This is a genomic window from Pseudomonas sp. BN515, assembly GCF_029873155.1.
GTDB lineage: Bacteria > Pseudomonadota > Gammaproteobacteria > Pseudomonadales > Pseudomonadaceae > Metapseudomonas.
Map to the genome: position 1 here is coordinate 14,587 of NZ_SSOH01000077.1, position 22,790 is coordinate 37,376.

Consider the following 22,790-nt stretch of genomic DNA (forward strand, 5'->3'; position numbering starts at 1 on the left):
CACCATGGAAGAACGTCGCCAGCACAGCCGCTTTGCCACAGAGCTGCAGCTGGAAGTATTCGATCTGCATTCAGGACAGCGCCTGGGGCGTATCGTCGACCTGTCGATGGACGGTTTCATGCTGCTGAGCGAATTGCCGCTTGCCGCCGACTCGGTTTGGGAATGCCGGCTCGTGCCTCTGACCTGGGTGGAAGGACTCAAAGAAATCCGCCTGGGCGCGGACTGCCTGTGGACTCGCATGGCCGAGGACCAGCGCAATTGCTGGGCAGGCTTTCACATCATCGACCTGGCCGAAGATCAGGCCACCGTCCTGGAAGACCTGCTGCAGTCCATTCGTACGCCATAGCGCAAACGATGAAGATGAAAAAGCCCCGCAGTGCGGGGCTTTTTCGTGAGTGCTGCCGATCAGCTGAAGAGGATCTCGTCGCCCTCAACCCTCGCAGCAACGGTGGCACCCGGCGCGAACTGGCCAGCCAGGATCTGCTGGGCCAACGGGTTCTCGATCCAGCGCTGGATTGCCCGCTTCAGCGGACGCGCACCGTAGACCGGGTCGTATCCAACTGCAATCAGCTTATCCAGAGCTTCGGGGCTCAGCTCCAGACTCAGTTCACGCTCGGCCAGGCGTTTGCGCAGACGCTGCAGCTGGATCTCCGCAATACCGCCTATCTGGTCACGACCCAGGGGTTCGAACACCACCACTTCGTCGATCCGGTTGATGAACTCGGGACGGAAATGCGCACTTACCGCATCCATCACCGCGGCGCGCTGCGCCTCACGGTCGCCCACAAGCTCCTGAATCTGCGCGGAACCCAGGTTGGAGGTCATCACCACAACCGTATTGCGGAAGTCCACGGTACGGCCGTGACTGTCGGTCAGGCGACCATCTTCCAGCACCTGGAGCAATACGTTGAATACGTCCGGATGGGCCTTTTCCACCTCGTCCATCAGCACCACGGAATAGGGTTTGCGACGCACGGCTTCGGTCAGGTAGCCGCCTTCCTCATAACCGACGTAGCCCGGAGGAGCGCCGATCAGGCGAGCCACGGAGTGCTTCTCCATGAACTCGGACATGTCGATGCGCACCAGTGCTTCCTCGGTATCGAAGAGGAACTCGGCCAGCGCCTTGCACAGTTCGGTCTTGCCCACGCCGGTCGGGCCGAGGAACAGGAAGGAACCGCTCGGGCGATTCGGATCGGCCAGGCCCGCGCGGGAACGACGCACCGCGTTGGCAACGGCAACGACCGCCTCGTGCTGGCCGATGACCCGCTTGTGCAGGCCGTCTTCCATGTGCAGGAGCTTCTCCCGCTCACCTTCCATCATCTTGGCCACCGGGATGCCGGTCCACTTGGAGACGACTTCGGCGATCTCTTCGTCGGTCACCTTGTTGCGCAGCAACTGGTTCTCGGTCTTGCCGTGCTGGTCGACCATCTGCAGGCTGCGCTCGAGGTCCGGGATCACCCCATACTGCAGCTCAGCCATGCGTTGCAGGTCACCCTTGCGGCGGGCAGCCTCCATGTCCTGGCGCGCCTGTTCGATTTTCTGCTGGATCTGCGCCGAGCCTTGTACTTCGGCCTTCTCGGACTTCCAGATTTCCTCCAGGTCGGCGTATTCGCGCTCCAGACGGGCGATGTCCTCCTTCAGCTTCTCCAAACGCTTCAGGGCGGCGTCATCGTCCTCCTTCTTCAGTGCTTCCTGCTCGATCTTCAGCTGGATCAGGCGGCGCTCCAGGCGGTCCAGGGCTTCAGGCTTGGAGTCGATCTCCATGCGGATGCGGCTGGCCGCTTCGTCAATGAGGTCGATGGCCTTGTCCGGCAATTGGCGGTCAGTGATGTAACGGTGTGACAGCTTGGCCGCGGCGATGATCGCGCCGTCGGTGATGGTCACGCCGTGGTGCACCTCATAACGCTCCTTGAGGCCGCGCAGGATGGCGATGGTGTCTTCTTCACTCGGCTCATCCACCAGCACCTTCTGGAAGCGGCGTTCCAGCGCGGCGTCCTTCTCGATGTATTGGCGATACTCGTCCAGGGTGGTGGCGCCAACGCAGTGCAGCTCACCGCGGGCGAGGGCCGGCTTGAGCATGTTGCCCGCATCCATGGCGCCTTCGGCCTTGCCGGCGCCGACCATGGTGTGCAGTTCGTCGATGAACAGAATGACCCGGCCTTCCTGCTTGGACAGTTCGTTGAGTACGCCTTTCAGGCGCTCTTCGAACTCGCCACGGAACTTGGCACCCGCGATCAGCGCCCCCATGTCCAGGGCCAGCAGGCGCTTGTCCTTCAGGCCGTCAGGCACTTCGCCGTTGACGATGCGCTGGGCCAGGCCTTCGGCGATGGCGGTCTTGCCGACGCCAGGCTCACCGATCAGCACGGGGTTGTTCTTGGTACGGCGTTGCAGGACCTGGATGGTGCGACGGATCTCGTCGTCACGGCCGATGACCGGGTCCAGCTTGCCGTCTTCGGCGCGCTTGGTCAGGTCGACGGTGAACTTGTCCAGCGCCTGGCGGGATTCTTCGATGTTGGGGTCGTTCACGGCCTGGCCGCCACGCAAGTTGGCGATGGCGTTCTCCAGCGCCTTGCGGGTCACGCCCTGGCCAAGCAGGAGCTTGCCGAGACGGGTGTTTTCGTCCATCGAGGCGAGCAGCACCAGCTCACTGGAGATGAACTGGTCGCCCTTCTGCTGGGACAGGCGATCGGCCTGGTTGAGCAGGCGCGCCAGGTCCTGGGACAGGTTCACGTCGCCGGTGGGATTCTGGATCTTCGGCAGATGATCGAGTTCGCGGGTCAGGCCCTGACGCAGGGCCACCACGTCGAAGCCCACCTGCATCAGCAGGGGCTTGATCGATCCGCCCTGCTGGTCGAGCAGGGCCAGTACCAGGTGTACGGGTTCAATGGCCGGGTGGTCATGGCCAACTGCCAGGGACTGGGCATCGGAGAGCGCCAGTTGCAGTTTGCTGGTCAAACGGTCTATTCGCATGGGTTCGTCCTTCCTTCAGATAGCGGGCGGCGCGGTGACGGCACCAGATACGAAAAGCCCGCCGGGATGAAGCTTAGATAGGGACGATTCTGTGCGATTCAACCTTTCCAGATTTGATCGGGATCATGGGGCCGACTGGACAGCTGGCTGCGGGAACGAATTCATTCACGCCGCCAGCGAGGTGGAAAACCTCAGTCGGCCAGCCAGACGAGGCTGGCAAAGCGGCCCGTGCGAGAGGCGCGGCGATAGGAATAGAAACGCGGATCGCTGACGGTGCAGAAGCCGCCGCCATATACCGCGTGGATGCCGCGTGCGGCCAGCCGGATGCGTGCCAGTTGGTAGATATCGGCCATGTGCTTCCCTTCGTTGACGCTGGGCCGGAAGGCCTCGCTCGCTTCGGGATGACTGGCAATGAAGGCTTCACGCACCTCGGGACCGACCTCGAAGGCCGTCGGGCCGATGGCCGGGCCGAGCCAGACCAGCACCTCTTCCGCCGGCAAGGCAAGCGCATCCAGGGTCGCCTCCAACACGCCATTGGCCAGGCCACGCCAACCGGCGTGGGCAGCCGCGACCTTGCTACCGGCGCGGTCGCAGAACAGCGCCGGCAGGCAGTCGGCCGTCAGAACCGCGCTGGCGACGCCGGGTTCCGCAGTCCAGCTGGCATCCGCCTCGTCCACGCGACCGGGATCGGCCTGCACGACATGCACGCCATGCACCTGGCTCAGCCAGGCAGGCCGGCACGCCAGGGTAGAGGTCAGCACCTGGCGATTCCTATCGACGGCGAGTGGATCGTCGCCAACGTGGCTGCCGAGGTTCAGGCCCTCGAAAGGAGGCAGGCTGAAGCCACCATCGCGGGTGGTGACACAGGCCTTCACCCGCGCAGGCGCAGGCCAATCGGGCTTCAGCCAGTTGCTCATTGCTCGAAAGACTCGCGATCCTGGCGCAGCAGGCTGAGCAGCCAGACGAAATCGTCAGGCAGCGGGGACTCCCACTTCATACGCTCGCCGCTTACCGGGTGGTCCAGTTCAAGGAAGCGCGCATGCAGGGCCTGGCGCGGGAATTCCTTGAGGGTCTGGATCAGCGTTTGGTTCGCTGCCGGCGGAATGCGGAAACGACCGCCGTAGACGGGGTCGCCCACCAACGGGTAGTTCACATAGGCCATGTGCACGCGAATCTGGTGGGTACGGCCGGTTTCCAGCTTGACGCGGGTGTGGGTATGCGAGCGGAAGCGCTCCAGCACGCGATAGTGGCTGACGGCGGGCTTGCCGCCGGCAACGACGGCCATACGCTGGCGCTGCTGGCCGTGACGACCGATGGGAGCATCCACCTTGCCACCGGAGGTGATCACGCCGACCACCACTGCTTCATAGATGCGGCTCACGCTGCGCGCCTGAAGCTGTGCCACCAGGCTGGTGTGGGCTTCAAGGGTCTTGGCCACCACCATCAGGCCGGTGGTGTCCTTGTCCAGGCGATGGACGATGCCCGCTCGCGGCACATTCTCCAGCCCCGGCACATGGTGCAGCAGGGCATTCAGCAAGGTGCCGTCGGCATGCCCTGCGGCCGGATGCACCACCAGGCCGGCAGGCTTGTCCAGCACCAGCAGGTGCTCATCCTCGTAGACGATGTCGAGCTCGATGTCCTGGGCCACCCACTCGCCCTGGGCCTCCTGCTCGGCATTCAGCTCCAGCTGAGCGCCGCCGTACACGATGTCGCGCGGACGCAGCACGCTGCCGTCAACGGTCAGGAGCCCGTCCTTGATCCAGCCGGCGAGGCGGGAACGGGAGTGCTCGGAAAAAAGTTGTGCAGCGACCTGATCGAGACGTTGCCCACCCAATTCGGACGGGACCTCGGCGCTGAGTTGAATGACCTGCTTGGTATTAGAAGACATGCTCGGGAACGGAGGGGGCGCAGCCTTTGGTTTCGGTTGCGCGCTTGTGGTTAAATACCGCGTCTTTGTCCCGGGGGTTCCGGGGCGCCCATCATAACAGGACGGCTCCAGCCAAGACAGCCAGCCGTCACAGGGACGCAAGCCGCCATGCAAGTGAAACACCTGCTGCTGATCGCCACTCTCGCCCTCGCCGCCGCCTGTTCCTCCAATAAGGAAGTGGTGGACGAGAACCTGAGCGAAGCCGAGCTGTATCAGCAGGCCCAGGCCGATCTGGACAACAGCAGCTACACCCCCGCCATCGCCAAGCTCAAGGCCCTGGAATCCCGCTATCCCTTCGGCCGCTACGCCGAACAGGCCCAGCTCGAGCTGATCTACGCCTATTACAAGAACGTCGAACCGGAAGCTGCCAAGTCCGCCGCCGAGCGCTTCATCCGCCTGCACCCGCAGCACCCGAACGTTGACTACGCCTACTACCTGAAAGGCCTGGCCTCCTTCGAACAGGACCGTGGCCTGCTGGCACGCTTCCTGCCGCTGGACATGACCAAGCGTGACCCGGGCGCCGCCCGCGACTCCTACAACGAGTTCGCCCAGCTCACCAGCCGCTACCCGAACAGCCGCTACGCCCCGGATGCCAAGCAGCGCATGATCTACCTGCGCAACCTGCTGGCCGCCTACGAAATCCACGTTGCCCACTACTACCTGACCCGCGAGGCCTACGTCGCCGCCGCCAACCGCGGTCGCTACGTCGTGGAAAACTTCCAGGAAACCCCCGCGGTGGGTGATGGCCTGGCCGTAATGGTCGAGGCTTACCAGCGCCTGGGCCTGAACGAGCTGGCTGCTTCCAGCCTGGAAACCCTGAAGCTGAACTACCCGGACCACCCGACCCTGGTCGACGGCCAGTTCGTTCCGCGCGAAGAAGAAGCCGACAACCGCTCCTGGCTGGCCAAGGCAACCCTGGGCCTGATTGAGAGCGATGCGCCGCTGCCCCCGGGCGAAACCCGCGCCGCCCAGGACGTGATCAAGCAGTACGAAGACGCCAAGGAACAGATCCCGGAAGAGCTGCTGCCGGAGAACCAGGACGAAGTGCAGGAAGAACAGCACGAGTCCGAAGCCAACCAGAACGACCGTTCCTGGTTCAGCTACATGACCTTCGGCCTGTTCGACTGAGCGACGCCGCGATAAAGGAAGGGAGGCCAATGGCCTCCCTTCTTCGTTTCAGCCCTGCCTCAATCTCCCAACCGCCATCCCGAAGTGATGGGATAGCGCCGGTCCCGCCCGAAGCCCCGCTGCGTCACCCGGATGCCCACCGCGGCCTGGCGCCGCTTGTATTCGTTGCGATCGACCATGCCCAGCACCCGGTTCACGGTGTCCTCATCGAACCCCTCGGCAATGATGGCGTTGGCCGACAGGTCATGTTCGATGTAGAGCTTGAGAATCTCGTCCAGCACCGGATAGGGCGGCAGCGAATCTTCATCTTTTTGCCCCGGGGCCAGCTCTGCCGAGGGCGGCCGCTCAATCACCCGTGGCGGGATCACAGGGCCCAGGCTGTTGCGGTACTCGGCTAGACGGAAGACCAGCGACTTCGGCACATCCTTGAGCACATCGAACCCGCCGGCCATATCGCCATACAGGGTCGCGTAGCCCACCGCCAGCTCGCTCTTGTTACCAGTGCTCAGCACCAGGCTGCCCTTCTTGTTGGAAATGGCCATCAGCAGCGTGCCGCGGCAACGCGCCTGCAAATTCTCCTCGCTGGCATCTCGGGAATGACCATCGAACACCGGCGCCACGACCTGCTGGAAAGCCTCAACCACAGGCGCAATGGGCAGTACCCGATATCCGACGCCAAGCAGTTGTGCCTCAGCCTCGGCATCCTCCAGGCTGATCTGCGCCGTGTAGTGGTAGGGCATCATCACGGCCTCCACACGCTCCGCCCCCAGAGCATCGACGGCCACCGCAAGGGTCAAGGCCGAATCGATACCGCCAGACAATCCCATCACCACACCCTTGAATCCATTCTTCCGAACGTAGTCGCGCACCCCCATCACCAGCGCCTGATAGACACTTGCCTCCAGCTCCGGTAGCTCGGCGCAATGGGTCCGGCGTGGCCGCCAGACCCCGTCCTGCAATTGCAGATCTACCGGGTAGAGGCCTTCGACGAATGCCGGCGCGCGCTGGCAAATCATCCCGCCGGTATCCATGACGCAACTGCCGCCATCGAACACCAGCTCGTCCTGGCCACCGACCTGGTTCACGTAGATCACCGGCATCTCGCCCTCGGCCACCCGCTCGGCCAGCACCTCCTCGCGCTCCAGCTGCTTGTCCAGATGGAAGGGCGATGCATTCAGGCTGAGCATCAGCTTCGCCCCGGCAGCGCGGGCCTGGGCCATGGGTTCGGGAAACCAGATGTCTTCACAGATCGACAGCGCCACCGCCACACCCTTGATGTCGACGACGCACGGCTGCTGTCCGGACTCGAAGTAGCGTTTCTCGTCGAATACCCGGTAATTGGGCAGACACTGCTTGTAGTAGCTGGCCAGTAACTGGCCATCGGCGATTACCGCGCAAGCGTTGTAGCGCAGCTCATCTTCCAACCAGGGATAACCGACCACGAGGTAGATGCCGCGCACTTCGTCGCGCAGCCGCTGCAGCCCCATCTCGATTCGCCGCTGCATGCTGGAGCGCAGCAGCAGGTCCTCCGGCGGATAGCCGCACAGGGACAGCTCGGGGAAGACGATGACATCCGCTTCCCAGGCCTCGCGGGCGGAGTTCGCCGCCTCGATTATCCGCTCGACATTGCCCTGGACGTCGCCGACACGGAAATTGAGCTGGGCCATCACGATTCGCAGGTTTTGGCGCATGGCCGCCTCCCGAGCGTTGTGCGAGGCATCGAATGCGCCTCAAGGCCACCATACTCCGGCGCGTCCGCAGCGAAAACCACGCAAGTTGCACCAGCGTGCGGCCGATCTCTGTGCGCAGGCAACCGGCTTGGCTAAACTGCCTGCTTTCCACCAAGAAGAGAGCACCTTCGGCATGTTTCGCCTGCTGTTCTGGATTGTCGTGATCTTCGCCGCCATCTGGCTGTGGCGCCGCTTCAAGACTCCCTCGACGCCCCGCCCCAAGCCACGCCAGCAGGACGAAACACAACCGATGGTGCGTTGCGCACAATGCGGTGTTCACGTTCCTCGCAACCACGCCCTGTCCCAGGACGATCGCTGGTACTGCAGCCGGGCCCATCTGGAACAGGGCCAGGGTTCCGGTGAACGCTGATACCCGCCCCCTCCCGACCGGGCTCAGCGCCCAGGGGCGACGCATCTTCCGTCTCTACAGCCTCTACCGGCTGCTGATCGGCCTGGTGCTGGTCCTACTGATCTCCAGCGAAATGGACGACCGTCTGCTGGATCTCGCGCGGCCCGACCTGTTTCGCAACGCCAGCTGGTTCTACCTGATCCTGAACGCCCTGATCGCCGCGCTGGTGCCCCGCCCGAGGAGCATGGTGCAGGTCTTCAGTCTGGCCGTGGTGGATGTGTTGCTGCTGTCTTGCCTGTTCTTCGCGGCAGGCGGCACGCCGAGTGGCATCGCCAACCTCATCGTGGTCTCAGTGGCCATCTCCAATATCCTCCTGCGCGGGCGTATCGGGCTCCTGGTGGCCGCCGTGGCGACTATCGGGCTGATTTACCTGACCTTCTACCTCAGCATCAGCCAGCCCGCAGCCGCCAGCCAATTCGTCCAGGCCGGCGGTTTCGGCACCCTGTGTTTCGCCGCAGCGCTATTCATCCAGGGGCTGAGCCGACGCCTGCAACTCAGCGAGACGCTTGCGGAGCAGCGCGCAGAGGATGTGGCGAGTCTGGAGGCGCTGAACGCCCAGATCCTCGAGCGCATGCGCACCGGCATCCTGGTGCTTGACCCTCAGAACCTGGTCCTGCTCGCCAACAATGGCGCCCAAACCCTGCTGGGCAAGGACAGCCTGTCGGGGCGCCCCCTGAACAGCCAATGCCCGGAGTTGCTGGAAAGCCTGCAGCTCTGGCTCGCCAACCCAACCCTCCGGCCGCAGAGCCTCCAGGCGTTCGCCGATGGCCCGACGCTGCAACCGAGCTTCGTCCACCTCCAGCGGGGCGGTCAGCAGAACACCCTGGTCTTCCTCGAAGACATCTCGCAGATCGCCCAGCAGGCCCAGCAGCTCAAGCTCGCGTCCCTCGGCCGCCTGACGGCCGGCATCGCCCATGAAATTCGCAATCCCCTGGGCGCCATCAGCCACGCGGCCCAGCTGCTGCAGGAATCGGACGAACTTCAGAGCCCGGATCGGCGCCTGGCGCAGATCATCCAGGACCACTCGCGGCGCATGAACCTCGTGATCGAGAACGTGCTACAGCTGTCCCGCCGTCGACAGTCGGAACCGCAATTGCTGGATCTCAAGTACTGGCTGACCCGCTTCGCCAGTGAGTTCCGTACCTCCTCCGGCCCTAACCAGACCCTGCACCTGAGCACCCTCGGCAGCACCCTGCAGACCCGCATGGATCCGCACCAGCTCACCCAGGTGCTGACCAACCTGGTGCAGAACGGCCTGCGCTACAGCAGCAAGAAAAACACCCAGGGCCAGGTCTGGCTCAAGTTGTTCCGCGACCCCGAAAGCGACCTGCCAGTACTGGAGGTGGAAGACGACGGGGAAGGCGTTACGCCTGAGCAGGTACACAGTATCTTCGAGCCCTTCTTCACCACCGAAAGCAAGGGCACTGGCCTGGGCCTGTACATCTCCCGCGAACTCTGCGAGAGCAACCAGGCCCGCCTTGACTACAAACCGCGCGAGCACGGAGGCAGTTGCTTCCGCATTACCTTCGCCCATCCGCGCAAACTGAGCTGACCATGACCCGACAGAGAGCCCTGATCGTCGACGACGAGCCCGATATCCGCGAATTGCTGGAAATCACCCTCGGCCGGATGAAGCTCGACACCCGCAGCGCCCGCAACCTCAAGGAAGCCCGCGATTGGCTGGCCCGCGAGCCCTTCGACCTGTGCCTGACCGACATGCGCCTCCCCGACGGCACTGGCCTGGAACTGGTGCAGTACATCCAGCAGCGCCACCCGATGGTCCCGGTGGCGATGATCACCGCCTACGGCAGCCTTGATACCGCCGTGAACGCGCTCAAGGCCGGGGCCTTCGACTTCGTCACCAAGCCCGTGGATCTCGGCCGCCTGCGTGAACTGGTCAACACCGCCCTGCGCCTCAGTTCTCCCGACGAGGGCGAAGCGCCGGTAGACGGTCGACTGCTGGGCACCTCACCGCCCATGAACGCCCTGCGCAAACAGATCCAGAAGCTCGCCCGCAGCCAGGCGCCGGTGTACATCAGCGGCGAGTCGGGCAGCGGCAAGGAGCTGGTGGCGCGGCTGATCCACGAGCAGGGTCCGCGCGCCGAACGCCCCTTCGTGCCGGTCAACTGCGGTGCCATTCCGTCCGAGCTGATGGAAAGCGAATTCTTCGGCCACAAAAAGGGCAGCTTCACCGGCGCGGTGGAAGACAAGCAGGGCCTGTTCCAGGCCGCCAATGGCGGCACCCTGTTCCTGGACGAAGTAGCCGATCTGCCACTGGCCATGCAGGTCAAGCTGCTGCGCGCCATCCAGGAGAAAGCCATTCGGGCCGTGGGTGGACAGCAGGAAGTGGTGGTCGACGTACGCATCCTCAGCGCCACCCACAAGGATCTGGCCGCCGAAGTGACCGCCGGCCGTTTCCGTCAGGACCTCTACTACCGCCTCAACGTCATCGAGCTCAGCGTGCCGCCGTTGCGCGAGCGCCGCGAGGATATCCCGCTACTGGCCGAATCCATGCTCAAGCGCCTGGCCCAGCAGAGTGGACTGCCCGCCGCCAGCCTCGCCCCGGAGGCCCTCGACAAGCTCAAGTGCTACCGCTTCCCCGGCAACGTGCGGGAGCTGGAGAACATGCTCGAGCGTGCCTACACGCTCTGCGAGGATGACCAGATCCAGGCCCGCGACCTGCGCCTTGCCGAAGCCAGCGGCGCCGCCGACACCGGAGAGGCCAGCCTGGCGCAGATCGACAATCTGGAAGACTACCTGGAAGACATCGAGCGCAAGCTGATCATGCAGGCGCTCGAAGAAACCCGCTGGAATCGCACCGCCGCGGCCCAGCGCCTGGGCCTGACCTTCCGCTCGATGCGTTATCGCCTGAAGAAGCTGGGCATAGACTGACACCGGCCCTCAAGAGCCAGCTCACCAACGGGCTGGCTCCTACAAATGCCTCTGGAGTGCAGCAGGCGCTGGATGGCAAAACCACCACGAACTTACCCGCTAATACCTACCAGCACTCGGCCACGGTGCGCGTCGCATTGGCCAGCGTGCGCGCACCGGTGTGGCTGATCTGGAAGTCGCCGCACGGGTCACCCGCCATGCTGCCGGTTCGGGTGGCCCGCAGCTGGAAGGTGGTTGCGGTCGCCGCCCCTTGAGCAGCAAGGGTGAAGTTGGCCGCCCCCGAAGCGGGCGTCTGTGTGGCGAAAACGGCAGCGAAATTCCCGTTGGTATCCAGGTAGGAGCTGTGGGTGGAGTAATAGCGCTCCAATGCCTGAGCACCCTCCATCAGGGCGGCCTTGGCTTCGGCCCGCTTCCCACGTCGCACGTGCTCCGTGTAGCTGGGATAGGCAATTGCGGCGAGTATGCCGATCACAGCCACCACGATCATCAGTTCAATCAGCGTGAACGCCTTGCTGTTCTTCATCGAATCTGGTTCCAGGACTGGCGGCCTTCCAGCACGTTCAAGGTATTGGCTGCAGGAATGCAATCGTCCACCCCGGTACCGCGGCAAAGCCAATATTTCTGCGGGTCGATCAAGTCGAACGAACCGGTGGGTATGCTGCCTGTGGAGCCGATACCGGACGGCGGGAGCTTCTGCCCACCGACGTCGACCATATCGGCTTCGGTGAACTTGCCGTCCTTGTTCAGATCCAGCAAGACGTAGTTGAGCCGCCCGCCGGTGGCCATGTCGAGCACCATGGTCCAGCCGGAGCCGCCGGCCTGGCAGGGATCGGAGGACGGGATGGCAGTCTCGACGACCAGGCGATTGAGCAGAATGCGCGGGGAGAAGATCATCCGCTCGCCCTGGGCCCCCAGAGATGGTGAGGTCAAGTCGAGGTACCAGCCCCGCTTGGTGGTCCAATCCAGGCCATTGGCCGGCGCATCCACGACCCTGACATCACGCGAGAACGCTTTACCCTCAAGAAGGATTGATCGCGATTCGAGCGCCGAGCGACCAGTGAAGGCAATGGAGGAACCATTGCTGGCCTTCTTGTCCCAGATTCCATAGATGGTCTGCGTGCCCAGATCCACGACATCCCCTGAGCTATACAGGCGCCCGGTGCCGAAGTAGACCACCGCACCTTTGGCCTCGCCGTCCGGATGGTAGGCGATCTCCGGTTTGACGGTGATGGGTTGGCGTGTGCCTTGGGCATTGGCCGCCACATACAGCGGCTGCGGCTTGTTGCCTGACTTCAGGCTGACCTCGAAATCGCCAACGCCGGAACCATTGCTCTTCAGGTTGAATTTCCAAAGGTTACCGTTGAGGTCACCGGCATAAACGTCCTGCACATAGATATTGCCGGCGTCGTCTGTGGCGTACACGAACGACGGGCTGGAAAGACCACCGGTGGAGGTTCCTGCGCGGACCTTGTTCACCGCACCAGTAGCAAGATCGACGATGAACAGTACGGAGTCATCATTGGTGCTGCCGTAGCCATTGCCGAAGATGGCCGCCCAGCTGCCATCCTTCATGCGCCCCACCAACGGTTCGCCGAAGTTATAGCCCAGGTCAGCGTCGTCCTTGATCTCCCAGAGCACCTTGCTGGCACCGAAACCACTGGTGGAGACATCGGTAACGTCGAGGGCGAAGACAGTCTTCCCACCTGCTCCCAGGCTGCCGAGCAGCACGGTTCGCCACTCGTCGTTCAGACGGGCATCACGGATATGCAGCTTTCCATCCACGAAGTAGCGGTGCTTGTAATCGCTGTTGGCCAGGAGCTTGACGTTATCCAGCACGCCACTGGGCATGTAGCCGAAGAGCTCGTTGCCGTCGTTGGCGTTGAAAGCATGCAGGAATCCGTCGTTGGCGCCGACGAACAGCACCGGCGCCTTGCTTGCCTTGGCAGCAACGAACTGCGCATAGCTCTGCCCATTGTTCGGCACTGGCACGCGGCCATGGAAGCCCCAGTCCTGCTTGTTGGCGAGCACCAGGGTGGAGTTGACGATATCGCCGAGCAAGGTCGAACGCTTGCGGTACTTCAGCCCAGCCGGCGCCTCGTTGGCGCGGCTGCCCATCAGGTAGTTGAACAGCGCCTCGTTGTTGTCGAAGCGAGCCTTGAGGTCAGTCGACAGGTCACCCCAGCTCAGGGCTACGCCATGGTCCCTGCCTGCGGCGCCGTTATGGGTGAACAGGCTACGCGTACCTGTGCCCAACTTCCGCCCTGCCTCCCACACGTCCTTGAATACCACCCCGGCACTGGTCTGTGTCGGACGTTTGGCCAGCAACTTGCCGGACCAGTCTGCACTGCTATAGAACGCCTCATAGACCAAGGTATTGCTGTCCAGGCGACGAGCGTTGGGTACTGCCGAGGTATTCGACCCGGTGCGGTCGGCAATCGAGGCCAGGGTATCGCCCAGCGCTGTGGCGAACTGTTGCGGGTCCTGGGCACTGAAAAAACCACCCCGACTGTTCACTGCCGCGTGCAACAGATCATCCAGCTTGCCCGGCTCGCTAGTGGCCGGATCGGGCCAGGTCACGGAAGCGCCGGTGCCAATTGCAGCGAAAGCTGTTTTCGGATCGATGGTCCCACTCACCCCCAGGCCCACGCCAAAGGTCACCATGTGCTGCCAGAATGCGGGATCGGACGGATCGGTCGGCACCCGGTTGGCCAGGTCGGAATGCAGGTCGCGGCTCCAGTAATACATGGCCACGTCAGCCAAGGTGTCTTTCTGACTGTCGCTGAATGGGGACTTCGGCACGTAACGGTAGGACTCCCCATCCGGCCCAGTGATCACCGGGCCGTTGCTGTTGTCCACATTGGCACGCGCAGCTTTCTTGGAAGCGGCATCGTTGTTCCAGTAGCCGTCGGTGGTCAGAATCGTGTAGCTCTGGCGGCAGGAATACTCCTTGCCTCCCGTCTGGCCGGGAGTCGAACTCCACGGTCCGGGGGCGTCAGTGCGGGAGAAGTACTCACCGGCATCCCCCAGGGCCCGGCGCAATGGCGTGCCCCCAGAAGCCGAGGCGGCGAACAGCCAATTGTAGAACTCGGAGCGACCGCTACCCTCGAAACGCCTTACGCCTCGCACCAAGGTGTCGGTGTAGCCCCCGTCAACGCTTTGTCCTGTCACGTTGATCGCGCCGTAGCCTACCCGGACGTCGCCGGACAACCCCGAAAACGCCTGGCTTACACCGGCCTTGGCCGACATCATGCGGCTGCGGTAATAGGAGAACCAGTTGGCAAAGTTCTGCTGCTCGGCCGCCCCCACACTGCGCTCGGTATAGCAGGCGTCCTGACGCGGATTGCTGGAGCAGGAGCCCCCGCCAACATAGTCGTAATAAAACGCAGCAACACCGCCCGTTGCCGCCCCTACGGCGAAACCGTTGTAGTACTCCACGTCGCTGCAACGTTTGTTGAGGCACTCATAGCTGCTGGGCGAAAAATAGTCGTCCATGATCGCCATGTAGTTGCTGCCGAGGTTGACCGTCTGCCCTCCCGCATAACCATCCACGTATGCGGCCGAAAAGCTCGCATTGGCATAGCGCTGCCCGTCGCTCTTGATTGGCGGCAGGTACTGCACGGACGGGTTGTAGTAGGACTTGTTCAGGTGGCTGGAGGCCAGGTAACGATGACCGCTCTTGGGGCAGAAATGCAGATTATTGCCGGCGTACGCGCCCCGCCCCGTGCACTCCTTGCGCTCATACCAATCGCCTGTGCGCTCGAGGTAGGAAGGCTTCAGATCGTCCGGCAGAAAGCCCCAGCGCATCGACCCGGAATCGTCCAGGATGAACATGAGGTTCGGCTCGACCTGGCCGCCCAGGTTCAAAGGAATCTGCGACGGCACGAAGGCCGCCAGGGCGCTATGGCTGATGCCAGCGGTCAGCAGACCGGCGACCATTACCCGTACCGCAAATAGGATTTTCGACCTGATCATTTGCGTCTCCCTTCGATCAGTTCTGGCTGCGAATGGCAATGGCCACGGTGGAGCGCAGGTGTACTTCAGCGTCCCCGCTGCCGTATCCGGTGGCTTCGACATTGAACAGATACGTCCGGCTCAGGCAGTCAAAGGCGCGGTTCTCGGCGATCGAACCATCGGTTTCGCAAATGAAGGAGTTCGCCCCACCCGAGGCGCCGTAGAAACTGCGCACCCGGCAGTCCGGTTGCTGAGGTTTGGCATTGAGCTCAGCCGGAGGCGACCACTGTGCCTCTGTCACAACAGGACAATCAGTGCTTGCCTGGAAGAGTTGGGCCGGGTCGACGCTGGCCTCCACCTGCTGACGTACATAGGCCTCGCCGACCCGCAGTGCGCTTTCCGCCGCCTGGAACGCCACGTTGTAATCCCGGGCACCACCGGCCATGCGCTCTTGCAGGGTGCTACTGGACATCGCCGTCACCCCGAGCACGGTCAAGGCCAGGATTGCAATCAGGCAGACCAGCAGCACCGCCCCTTTTTGCTCTTGCATATTCATCCTTGTCTTGTCAGTCAATCCGATTGCGCAGGGCTACTACCGTGCTGAATACCTGGCGCAGTCGCCCATCGGCCGCCACTGTCGCGCCACCGAATTGGATGGCCTGGTCCTGCGCCCCCGTAACCCGTTCCTCGCTGACCAGCAACAGATCGAACTTCACCGTACGGACATCGCTCCAGCGGTTGGCCGCCTCTACCTCGGTAGGACTCAGGTAGGCCTGAACGCCCACATTGTTGCCCGCCGCGACACCGAAGCTGGTGCGCAGGGACTCCACGCCCTCGATGACCTCATTGGTCTGCACTGGAACCTGCGCCGTGTCGCGGACGAACAGGGCACGGACCGGCTGCCCAGTCACCGAGGTACGGCCGGTATCGGCAACGTAGAAGGTCTTATGAGCGAACCCCACCACCCGCGCCGGACTGGTGAACTGGATATCGGAAAACTTGAAACCACCGCACTTGGCGTTCTTGTCGTTGTTGCCAGCGGCATGGGTGAGGGTCACTTGACCGGAGCCGGATGAATTCGGCTTGTTGGTTATGCGGACGACCACCGCCTTTTCCATGTCCAACACCATCACCGCATGATCTTTCTGCATGCTCGGGCAATAGGCTGTGACCTTGAGATTTGCGTTCTGCCCGGGCTTGAGAAGCTCGCCGGCAGTGAGGAAGGACTCGCAGCCGTCGTTGGCGAAGATAGACAGCTCGTCGGTACCCACTGCGCCCAATCCGCCAGCCGCGGCGTTACGCTTGCCCCAGATCGGGCGATTCATCGAGCCCCATTCCGCTGCGGTCCCGTTACTGGCCACCACGCAGATATCCTTTTCATCAAGCCGGGTTCCCACCCCCACCCCTGCAGGACGTAACTCAGCAGCCAGGTACTGAAGAGCGAAACGACCATTCTCCTGCAGGTGGCCGGCCGCCCCCTGGAGCAGAAAGGTATTCTTGTTGCTGATGAATACTTGGAGCACTGCCAGGCTGATAACCAGGCCAAGTGCCATGGCCACCATCAGTTCCACCAGGCTCAAGCCGTGTTGCTTGCGCATGCGCACCCCGTCAAATCTGCGTGACGAAGGAGAATTGCTGGGCGTTGCTTCCACCTACCCTCTCCTCGTTCCATTGCACGACAACCGTGAAACGATCACCGTTCTGCACGACTCCGCCATTCCCGTCGGGCAGTTGCTGCGCCAGGTTGGCCCGCCACTCCGCCAGGTCTCGTTGGAACGGCAGGCAAGTCTCATTCGCTGGGTCGCAAGGCAACTCGGCACCGATTGCCAGGTTGTAAAACCCGGCCTGCGCATCCCCTCGGGCCGCACGCATCCGGTCCGCCATCTCATAGGCCAGGAAGATTGCGTGAGTGCGTGCAGATGCCGTCTGATTGGCCTTCAGCGCGGTGAGTTGCATGGCCGCAAGCCCCAGAACACCTATTGAGAAGAGCACCAGCGCGACCAGGACCTCTATCAGAGAGGCCCCACGCTGAAATTCGAATTTCACTGGCAATCCCCCTTCTGCTGGGAGATCGATCCGGACAGTTCGATAGAGATCGTGCGATTAAAGGCGGCGCAATCGAGGCTGGAGTCCTTCACCGCCAGATCGAGATTCACCCTGGCGGCACTCAACAGGCGCCCCTGAGAATCGAAGAGGACACTCTGCAACCCGTCGGGCTCGACTGCGAACAAAGACAGCGGCGCGAACCGCCGCAACTCCTGACTATCACGCTCGCGCAGCACCTGCCATGCGCCGTCGGCGGCCAGCGGCCCGCGCACCCTGATCGTCTGCGCGCCCTGCACAGCTTCGCGCCGCGCATAGTTGAGCATGTCGGAAAACGCGCTCAATTCCGCTGACGCCCGACTGTTGCGAAGCAATTGGGAGAGATTCGGTGCTGCCAGGCCGATCAGAACCACGAGCACGGCTAGCGTGACCAGCAGTTCGATCAACGTAAAACCTCGTTGCGACATTCCCTGCCCCTCCCAAACTGAACGGTGCGAACTCGAGCGGGCGAGTGCCCGCGCAACGAAGCTTCCTGCTCCTGCTTTGCCAGACATCCATGACAAACGGTCGAATTTAACGACCAGCGGCAAATTGTGCGCGAATAGTAGCTGAGTGGGACGTTCGTTTTAAATTGGGTTTTGCGATCTGCGAGCTTGCCCACAAGAATGGGCAAGCTCAAAGGGGCACAGCGAAGCGCGCGATACCCAAGCGGGCATCAGGATGCGGTTAGCCCAAGCGGCCCTTGGGGGCATAGGGCTGCGGGTCGATGACGGGTTCCCGGCCAAGGAGAAGGTCCGCCAGCAATTGGCAGGAGGCAGGCGCCAGTACCAGCCCGTTGCGGTAGTGGCCGCAGTTGAGCCAGAGACCGTCCACTCCGGGCACCGGCCCGATGAAGGGAATCCCTTCCGGCGACCCTGGACGCAGCCCCGCCCAGTGCCCTACCAGCTCGGCATCCGCCAGTTGCGGCAACAACTCGAAGGCAGAAGCCTTCAGGCTTTCCAGGGCTTCGTCCGTTGGCGTCTTGTCGAAGCCGGCGTGTTCCAGAGTGCTGCCCACCAGAATATGGCCATCGCGACGCGGAATCGCGTAACGCCCCTTGGCCAGAACAATGGCGGGGAGGAAATCTGGCGCGCATTTGAAAAGAATCATCTGCCCCTTGACCGGCTCCACGGGCAGCACCAGCCCGAGGCTGGCCAGCAGCTCACCACTCCAGGCGCCGGCCGCCAAAACCACGCGATCGGCCAACAGATCGCCTTCAGCCGTGCTCACGCCAAGAATGCGCCCGCCGTCGCGGATGAAACCGCGCACCTCACAGTTCTCGCGCAGGGAAACATTCGGCATCTGCAAGAGGGCTTCCCGTAACGCCCGGGTCAGGCGCGGATTGCGCACATTGGCCACACCGGCCATATGAATGGCATGCCGATAGCCCGCTCCCAAGGGCGGCACCGCAGCGTGCACCCGCTCCATGGTCACCGATGCCAGCGGCCGCCTTTCCTGTGCAGCCCAGGCTAAAGCCTCAGCTTCATCTTCAAGGTCCAGCCAGTACAGGCCGGTCTCATGGACCTCGGGGTCTATCCCCGTTTCAGCGAACAGGCGCTGACCCAGACCGGGGTAGTAGTCCTGGGACCAATGGGCCAGCGCCGTCACGGCGGAGGAGTATCGCCAGGGATAGAGAGGCGAGACGATGCCACCGCCAGCCCAGGAGGATTCGCGTCCACATTCGCCCTTGTCCAGCAGGCAGACTTCAGCTCCTGCTTGCGCCAGCGAGTATGCAGACAGCAACCCGATAGCCCCCCCTCCGACCAACAACACGCGCATGGAACCTCCAGAACAACGGAAACATCCGAAGCGTCGCTTGAGTCAGGAACCCAAAGGGCTCGCCTCACACAAACGGCGCATGGACAATAGGATCTCGACACCACGGTGAGGGCAAGGCCCGGCTCCGGGTGGGAGATTCTAAGTCAGGGAGGTGGTAATGCACGTTCTCACGCACAAAAAACCATCCAGACACCTTTCAGGAGCAGGTGCCCGAGGTGGTCTTTGACACAGAAGTCCGTCCTGTGAGACTGATCGAAACCGACCGTTCCTGGGCCCCAACAGTTGGAGATGCACGGCAGACTTTCAACACCGTACTCACAGACGCGATCCCCGAGGGCTGGAATGCAATGCTGTGGGCAGAGGCAGTGATCAGGAACCCGCTTGGTGCCGCTGGATGGCTCTGGATCACGGTGCCGGTTGAACTTCGGACGATCCAGCCTTGCTGCCAGCCCCCCGACGAGGCACAGGTCGTGCCGTTCGCAGAAGCACAGAGCGTGACCGCCTGATTACGCTTGATTGCTTCGCTTCGCGCCAGCGCGACGCCCCCTACCAAGTCGCTGGCCTGGGATCGCAGTTTGCTGCCCAAGGTCACGTCGGTAAAGGTTGGGATGGCGATCCCGAGCAGGATCGCCAGGACCGCCAGTGTGACCATCAACTCGACCAACGTGAAACCGGATTGCCGGGACCAGCCGAAAACAGCAGGGCCGGACACTTGATCGATGACTTCGCGGCTCATATCAGGTATCACTTCTCAATGTTCCAGAACACTCGTGCCTTGGGTTGTACGGCAATAGGCGGCGCGGGTGGCTCGCCACCCTCGAGCGAGGAGTCTTTGCCGCAGCCAATACAGAAGGGCACGGTGGGTCCGTTGTCGAGCTTGACCAGGCCGGCTACCGGCGAAGGCGGCAAACCATCGCCTACCAATTCAGCGTAGCGCTCTCCGTTCTTGCCTTCGGCATTCTTGAAGTTGATGTTGTAGACCCTCGCATCCCCCAGGTTTGGCGTACAGGATGCCGTGTCCAGAGGTCTCGGCCTGTGGGTACTGAAGCTCACGTTACCGAATATGGTCAAGGCAGAAGTCACAACCTGCTCGGTTGGAGACATTGCGAGGTACCAGCCTTTCTTCAGGTCGAGCGCATCCTGGGCTGGGGTCGATGTGCCGGTAATGGCAAACAAAGACGCTTTGCACAGGATGGAAGCCCCCAGGCAGTTACCCGTTTCCGAAGAAAGCCATTCGGTGTCCGTGGGGCGGTCCTTGAGCATGAAGAAATAGTTTTGTACCCGCGCCGCATCATCATAGGCGCTGATGGGCTTTTCTCTGTCTCCCGACCCGAGCAGAAGGACATAGGTCCCATTGTCGTTGACCACATCGGGGCCAAAGATGAACTTACGTGCATCCACCCCGGTTCCACCCAGAGACGCAATCTGCGTAATGGTCCAGGAGCCCGGAGCGGTCGAACCAATTGGCGAATTGGGGGTAGCGCCCGAGATGCGATAGACGTTTCCGCTCAAGTCGGCCGCATAGGCGAACCTGACCATGCCGTTGGCATCCTTGGCAACGGTGATATCACCCACTACACCGCCAGCGGTCGGGAAGGATTGCTTGATCACCCCTGTTTCAGCATCGATCAGATAGATCACATGCCCTTTACCAGAAGACTTGCAATCGCTGGTCGCAGGATCGGCGTCTTCGCAGGTGTCATATCCACCGCCCATGATCAGCATCGGTGCTGCAGTACCGCTGCTGCCCAGATATCCGGACGACTTGAGCACCACGGGACTCGCCCAGGTCTGCCCGATACCCGATGAGCCGACTGTGCAGCTGGCGTCATCCGCGGAAGTGCAGCCCAGCTTCCAAAGGAGCGTCGGCGCGCGCGTGCCGAGGGTGGACACATCAAATGCGTAGACCGCACGACCGCCACGGCGCATGGTCGCGTAAATCCATGCCTTGCTACCGTCCTTATAAGCAACGACCGGCCCGTCGAACCCATAGGATTTAGGCAAGCCCGTCGTGCTGTTTGGGAAACCTATCTGGGATGTATTTTCCTTGTTGCGCAGGAACATCCCGTAGTTCTCCGGCGCCACAAACGACCAGATTTCCTCACCCGGCGCTTTACTGTCGATGCTCAGCCCACCGTCACGATTACCATTCACAGCCCTGAGCATGCCGTCGTTTGCGCCGTAGAAGACCACGACTTGCGGAGAATCACTGTCCGAAGCGGCATAGTTGATCGCGACTGGACGCGAATGAACCACGTCACCATGGGAAGTCCGCCTCATCATAGCAGCCGCTTCGGCGGCAGTTTTTCCACCGATGGGTTCTCCCGCGATATTCAAGCCACGCGCCCAATTGATTAGAGCGACCCGATCGGCGTCAGTCATGTTGGCATTGCCCAACGCCGTTTTGCTGATGGCACCATTGGTAGAATCAAAATTACTCAGGGCACTGACGCATGTCGTGCCACATGTCTTGACATTTCGATTGGCGGGCGTAATAGCCCTGAGCTTGTAGCCCTGCCCCCCCTTTTCCACCACGTTGCCATCACGGGTGTTGGAGCTGGCGGGCTCGGAGCAATTCTGTACGTCGAGACCTGTCCAATAGTTATCCGTCGCTGTCTTGATCGGCGTCCAATAACTACGCGCACACTCGGCGATGAAGCCCGAACCACTCGACGAAATGGCAGATATATTATCAGCGTCGGCCAGCTTCAACTCGCCATTCAAAAATGCCAACTTGTATTGCTTCAGGTTACCGTGCCATCTGGGAAGTGCGTTCCTGTCCGGGCGGAACATTCCGATGAACACTTGATTCAGGTAAGTACCTTGAGTATTCACGCTGACCGGCAAGCTTACCGAAGCGAACACGCTGTTGGTGGACTGAATCTCAAAGAAGATCGTTTCCAGGCTCTCGGCAATCAGCGCCGCACTGGTGGCCTCGAAATATTTACCACCCCCCACCCCTTCGGACATGCTTTTCAGCATGGCCGTCAACTCTGCGCTGGGACGATTCTTGAAGACATCGATCGCGTACGTAATGACATTCTGCTTGCCCGCCGCGGAACTTACGTCGGTCTGATAGAGGAAACGAGCCATCTCGTCCGCGTAGCGCACATCCGCAGTGGAGGTTGCGTATATCTGACTGGTACTTCCCCCCACATTACCCAACAGGGTCTCGCCGATAAAAGTGTTGCCACTCTTCTCGGCAGGTGACGGCCAACCATTGCCGATGACGATCAAATAATTCCTTCCCGAGCAGGAAGTGGAACTACCTGAGATCACCGGGATGTAATTATTTTTTGTTGTTTGATCGCTGAATGCAAATCTATCCGTTTTGGCGTCGGGATTACCCGAATACCGTATCGCACCAAAATGGGTTGCATCCAGAGTCCCGCCCGCCTGATCCAGCGAGGACTTGGCAACACTCGTATATCCACCGAAATACTTGAAGACTTCGAACATCGCCTGGTCATAGCCAACCGAAGCGGGAACCGTCTCACTATTATCGTTGACATTTATTCCATCAAGAAGCGTTGACAGTGCAGCCCGATTGGCAACGGTCATTGGCTTTACTGCCGAACGTACATAGCCTCCGGAATTGCTCCTGTTCCCTTGCCCCTGCGTCAGGAACATCAATCCCAGATTGATCTTTGCATCCTCGTTAGCAGGTGCCAGCGAGTTGACGACGGTCTTGATCGCATCGAGCTCATAGCGCCCCTGAGTCGCCCCACTGGGCCAGCCCTGGTTTTGCGCGGACCAGTTGGTGGTGTTGTCGATCAATATGATGACATTGGGATTGTCCGCGGCCTGGGTGGGAGTCACCCCAACGAACAGGTCGATGTCTTCAGCCGCAACGGCCATTGGCAGCATCAGCAATGCTGCCATTACCTTACTCAACCATTGAGCATTCATGACTGACTCCAAT

At 61.8% G+C, this 22,790-nt stretch carries 18 protein-coding genes; 5 read left to right on the forward strand and 13 right to left on the reverse strand.

All coding sequences use genetic code 11. The features are described from left to right. The first annotated feature begins 4 nt into the window (after positions 1–4). The gene (locus E8E91_RS21160) at positions 5–346 is read left to right on the forward strand and encodes a PilZ domain-containing protein (RefSeq protein WP_280378541.1); all 342 of its coding nucleotides are present in this window, start codon (positions 5–7) and stop codon (positions 344–346) included. 59 nt (positions 347–405) lie between these two features. On the opposite strand, the gene clpB is transcribed toward E8E91_RS21160, so the two are convergent. The 3 genes from clpB to rluD all read right to left on the reverse strand — a co-directional run bounded on the left by clpB (position 406) and on the right by rluD (position 4,858). Then, entirely contained in the window at positions 406–2,970 is a 2,565-nt protein-coding gene (clpB, locus tag E8E91_RS21165; protein WP_280378544.1) for an ATP-dependent chaperone ClpB, read from the reverse strand. A 191-nt stretch (positions 2,971–3,161) separates the two neighbouring features. Then, entirely contained in the window at positions 3,162–3,887 is a 726-nt protein-coding gene (gene pgeF / locus E8E91_RS21170) for a peptidoglycan editing factor PgeF (protein ID WP_280378546.1), read from the reverse strand. Continuing rightward, complete coding sequence (gene rluD, locus E8E91_RS21175; protein WP_280378549.1) at positions 3,884–4,858, reverse strand: 23S rRNA pseudouridine(1911/1915/1917) synthase RluD; 975 nt, start codon at positions 4,856–4,858, stop codon at positions 3,884–3,886. The genes pgeF and rluD overlap by 4 nt, the downstream gene beginning before the upstream one ends. A gap of 147 nt (positions 4,859–5,005) precedes the next feature. On the opposite strand from rluD, the gene E8E91_RS21180 reads away from it, so the two are divergent. Further along, positions 5,006–6,025, forward strand: coding sequence for an outer membrane protein assembly factor BamD (locus tag E8E91_RS21180; protein ID WP_226283539.1), 1,020 nt, complete (start codon positions 5,006–5,008; stop codon positions 6,023–6,025). Positions 6,026–6,084: 59 nt separating this feature from the next. On the opposite strand, the gene E8E91_RS21185 is transcribed toward E8E91_RS21180, so the two are convergent. After that, on the reverse strand, positions 6,085–7,716 hold the full coding sequence (locus tag E8E91_RS21185) for an NAD+ synthase (protein WP_280378556.1): 1,632 nt from the start codon (positions 7,714–7,716) through the stop codon (positions 6,085–6,087). 172 nt (positions 7,717–7,888) lie between these two features. On the opposite strand from E8E91_RS21185, the gene E8E91_RS21190 reads away from it, so the two are divergent. The 3 genes from E8E91_RS21190 to E8E91_RS21200 are packed head-to-tail and all read left to right on the forward strand — an operon-like array spanning position 7,889 to position 11,056. Further along, complete coding sequence (locus E8E91_RS21190) at positions 7,889–8,125, forward strand: PP0621 family protein (protein ID WP_280378610.1); 237 nt, start codon at positions 7,889–7,891, stop codon at positions 8,123–8,125. Further along, positions 8,115–9,716 carry an ATP-binding protein gene (locus tag E8E91_RS21195; protein WP_280378559.1) on the forward strand — a complete coding sequence of 534 codons (1,602 nt, stop codon included), beginning with the start codon at positions 8,115–8,117 and terminating at the stop codon, positions 9,714–9,716. The genes E8E91_RS21190 and E8E91_RS21195 overlap by 11 nt, the downstream gene beginning before the upstream one ends. Before the next feature lie 2 nt (positions 9,717–9,718). Next, positions 9,719–11,056 carry a sigma-54 dependent transcriptional regulator gene (locus E8E91_RS21200; RefSeq protein ID WP_280378562.1) on the forward strand — a complete coding sequence of 446 codons (1,338 nt, stop codon included), beginning with the start codon at positions 9,719–9,721 and terminating at the stop codon, positions 11,054–11,056. A 106-nt stretch (positions 11,057–11,162) separates the two neighbouring features. On the opposite strand, the gene E8E91_RS21205 is transcribed toward E8E91_RS21200, so the two are convergent. The 9 genes from E8E91_RS21205 to E8E91_RS21245 form a co-directional block, all read right to left on the reverse strand. Further along, positions 11,163–11,579 (reverse strand): type IV pilin protein, encoded by a 417-nt coding sequence (locus tag E8E91_RS21205; protein ID WP_280366974.1) that lies wholly within the window; start codon positions 11,577–11,579, stop codon positions 11,163–11,165. Beyond that, positions 11,576–15,028, reverse strand: coding sequence for a PilC/PilY family type IV pilus protein (locus tag E8E91_RS21210; protein WP_280378565.1), 3,453 nt, complete (start codon positions 15,026–15,028; stop codon positions 11,576–11,578). The genes E8E91_RS21205 and E8E91_RS21210 overlap by 4 nt, the downstream gene beginning before the upstream one ends. A 16-nt stretch (positions 15,029–15,044) precedes the next feature. After that, on the reverse strand, positions 15,045–15,557 hold the full coding sequence (locus E8E91_RS21215; protein WP_280378567.1) for a PilX N-terminal domain-containing pilus assembly protein: 513 nt from the start codon (positions 15,555–15,557) through the stop codon (positions 15,045–15,047). 16 nt (positions 15,558–15,573) lie between these two features. After that, positions 15,574–16,605: a PilW family protein gene (locus E8E91_RS21220; RefSeq protein ID WP_280378570.1), complete on the reverse strand. Its 1,032-nt coding sequence runs from the start codon at positions 16,603–16,605 to the stop codon at positions 15,574–15,576. Between the two features lie 10 nt (positions 16,606–16,615). Next, positions 16,616–17,053, reverse strand: a complete 438-nt coding sequence (gene pilV / locus E8E91_RS21225) for a type IV pilus modification protein PilV (RefSeq protein WP_280378572.1) — start codon at positions 17,051–17,053, stop codon at positions 16,616–16,618. Further along, entirely contained in the window at positions 17,050–17,604 is a 555-nt protein-coding gene (locus tag E8E91_RS21230) for a GspH/FimT family pseudopilin (protein WP_348532223.1), read from the reverse strand. Before E8E91_RS21230 ends, pilV begins: the two co-directional genes overlap by 4 nt. A gap of 172 nt (positions 17,605–17,776) precedes the next feature. After that, entirely contained in the window at positions 17,777–18,868 is a 1,092-nt protein-coding gene (thiO, locus tag E8E91_RS21235; protein WP_280366960.1) for a glycine oxidase ThiO, read from the reverse strand. 196 nt (positions 18,869–19,064) lie between these two features. Then, positions 19,065–19,604: a GspH/FimT family pseudopilin gene (locus E8E91_RS21240; RefSeq protein ID WP_280378576.1), complete on the reverse strand. Its 540-nt coding sequence runs from the start codon at positions 19,602–19,604 to the stop codon at positions 19,065–19,067. 8 nt (positions 19,605–19,612) lie between these two features. Continuing rightward, positions 19,613–22,777 carry a PilC/PilY family type IV pilus protein gene (locus E8E91_RS21245; protein ID WP_280378578.1) on the reverse strand — a complete coding sequence of 1,055 codons (3,165 nt, stop codon included), beginning with the start codon at positions 22,775–22,777 and terminating at the stop codon, positions 19,613–19,615. Positions 22,778–22,790 lie beyond the last annotated feature (13 nt).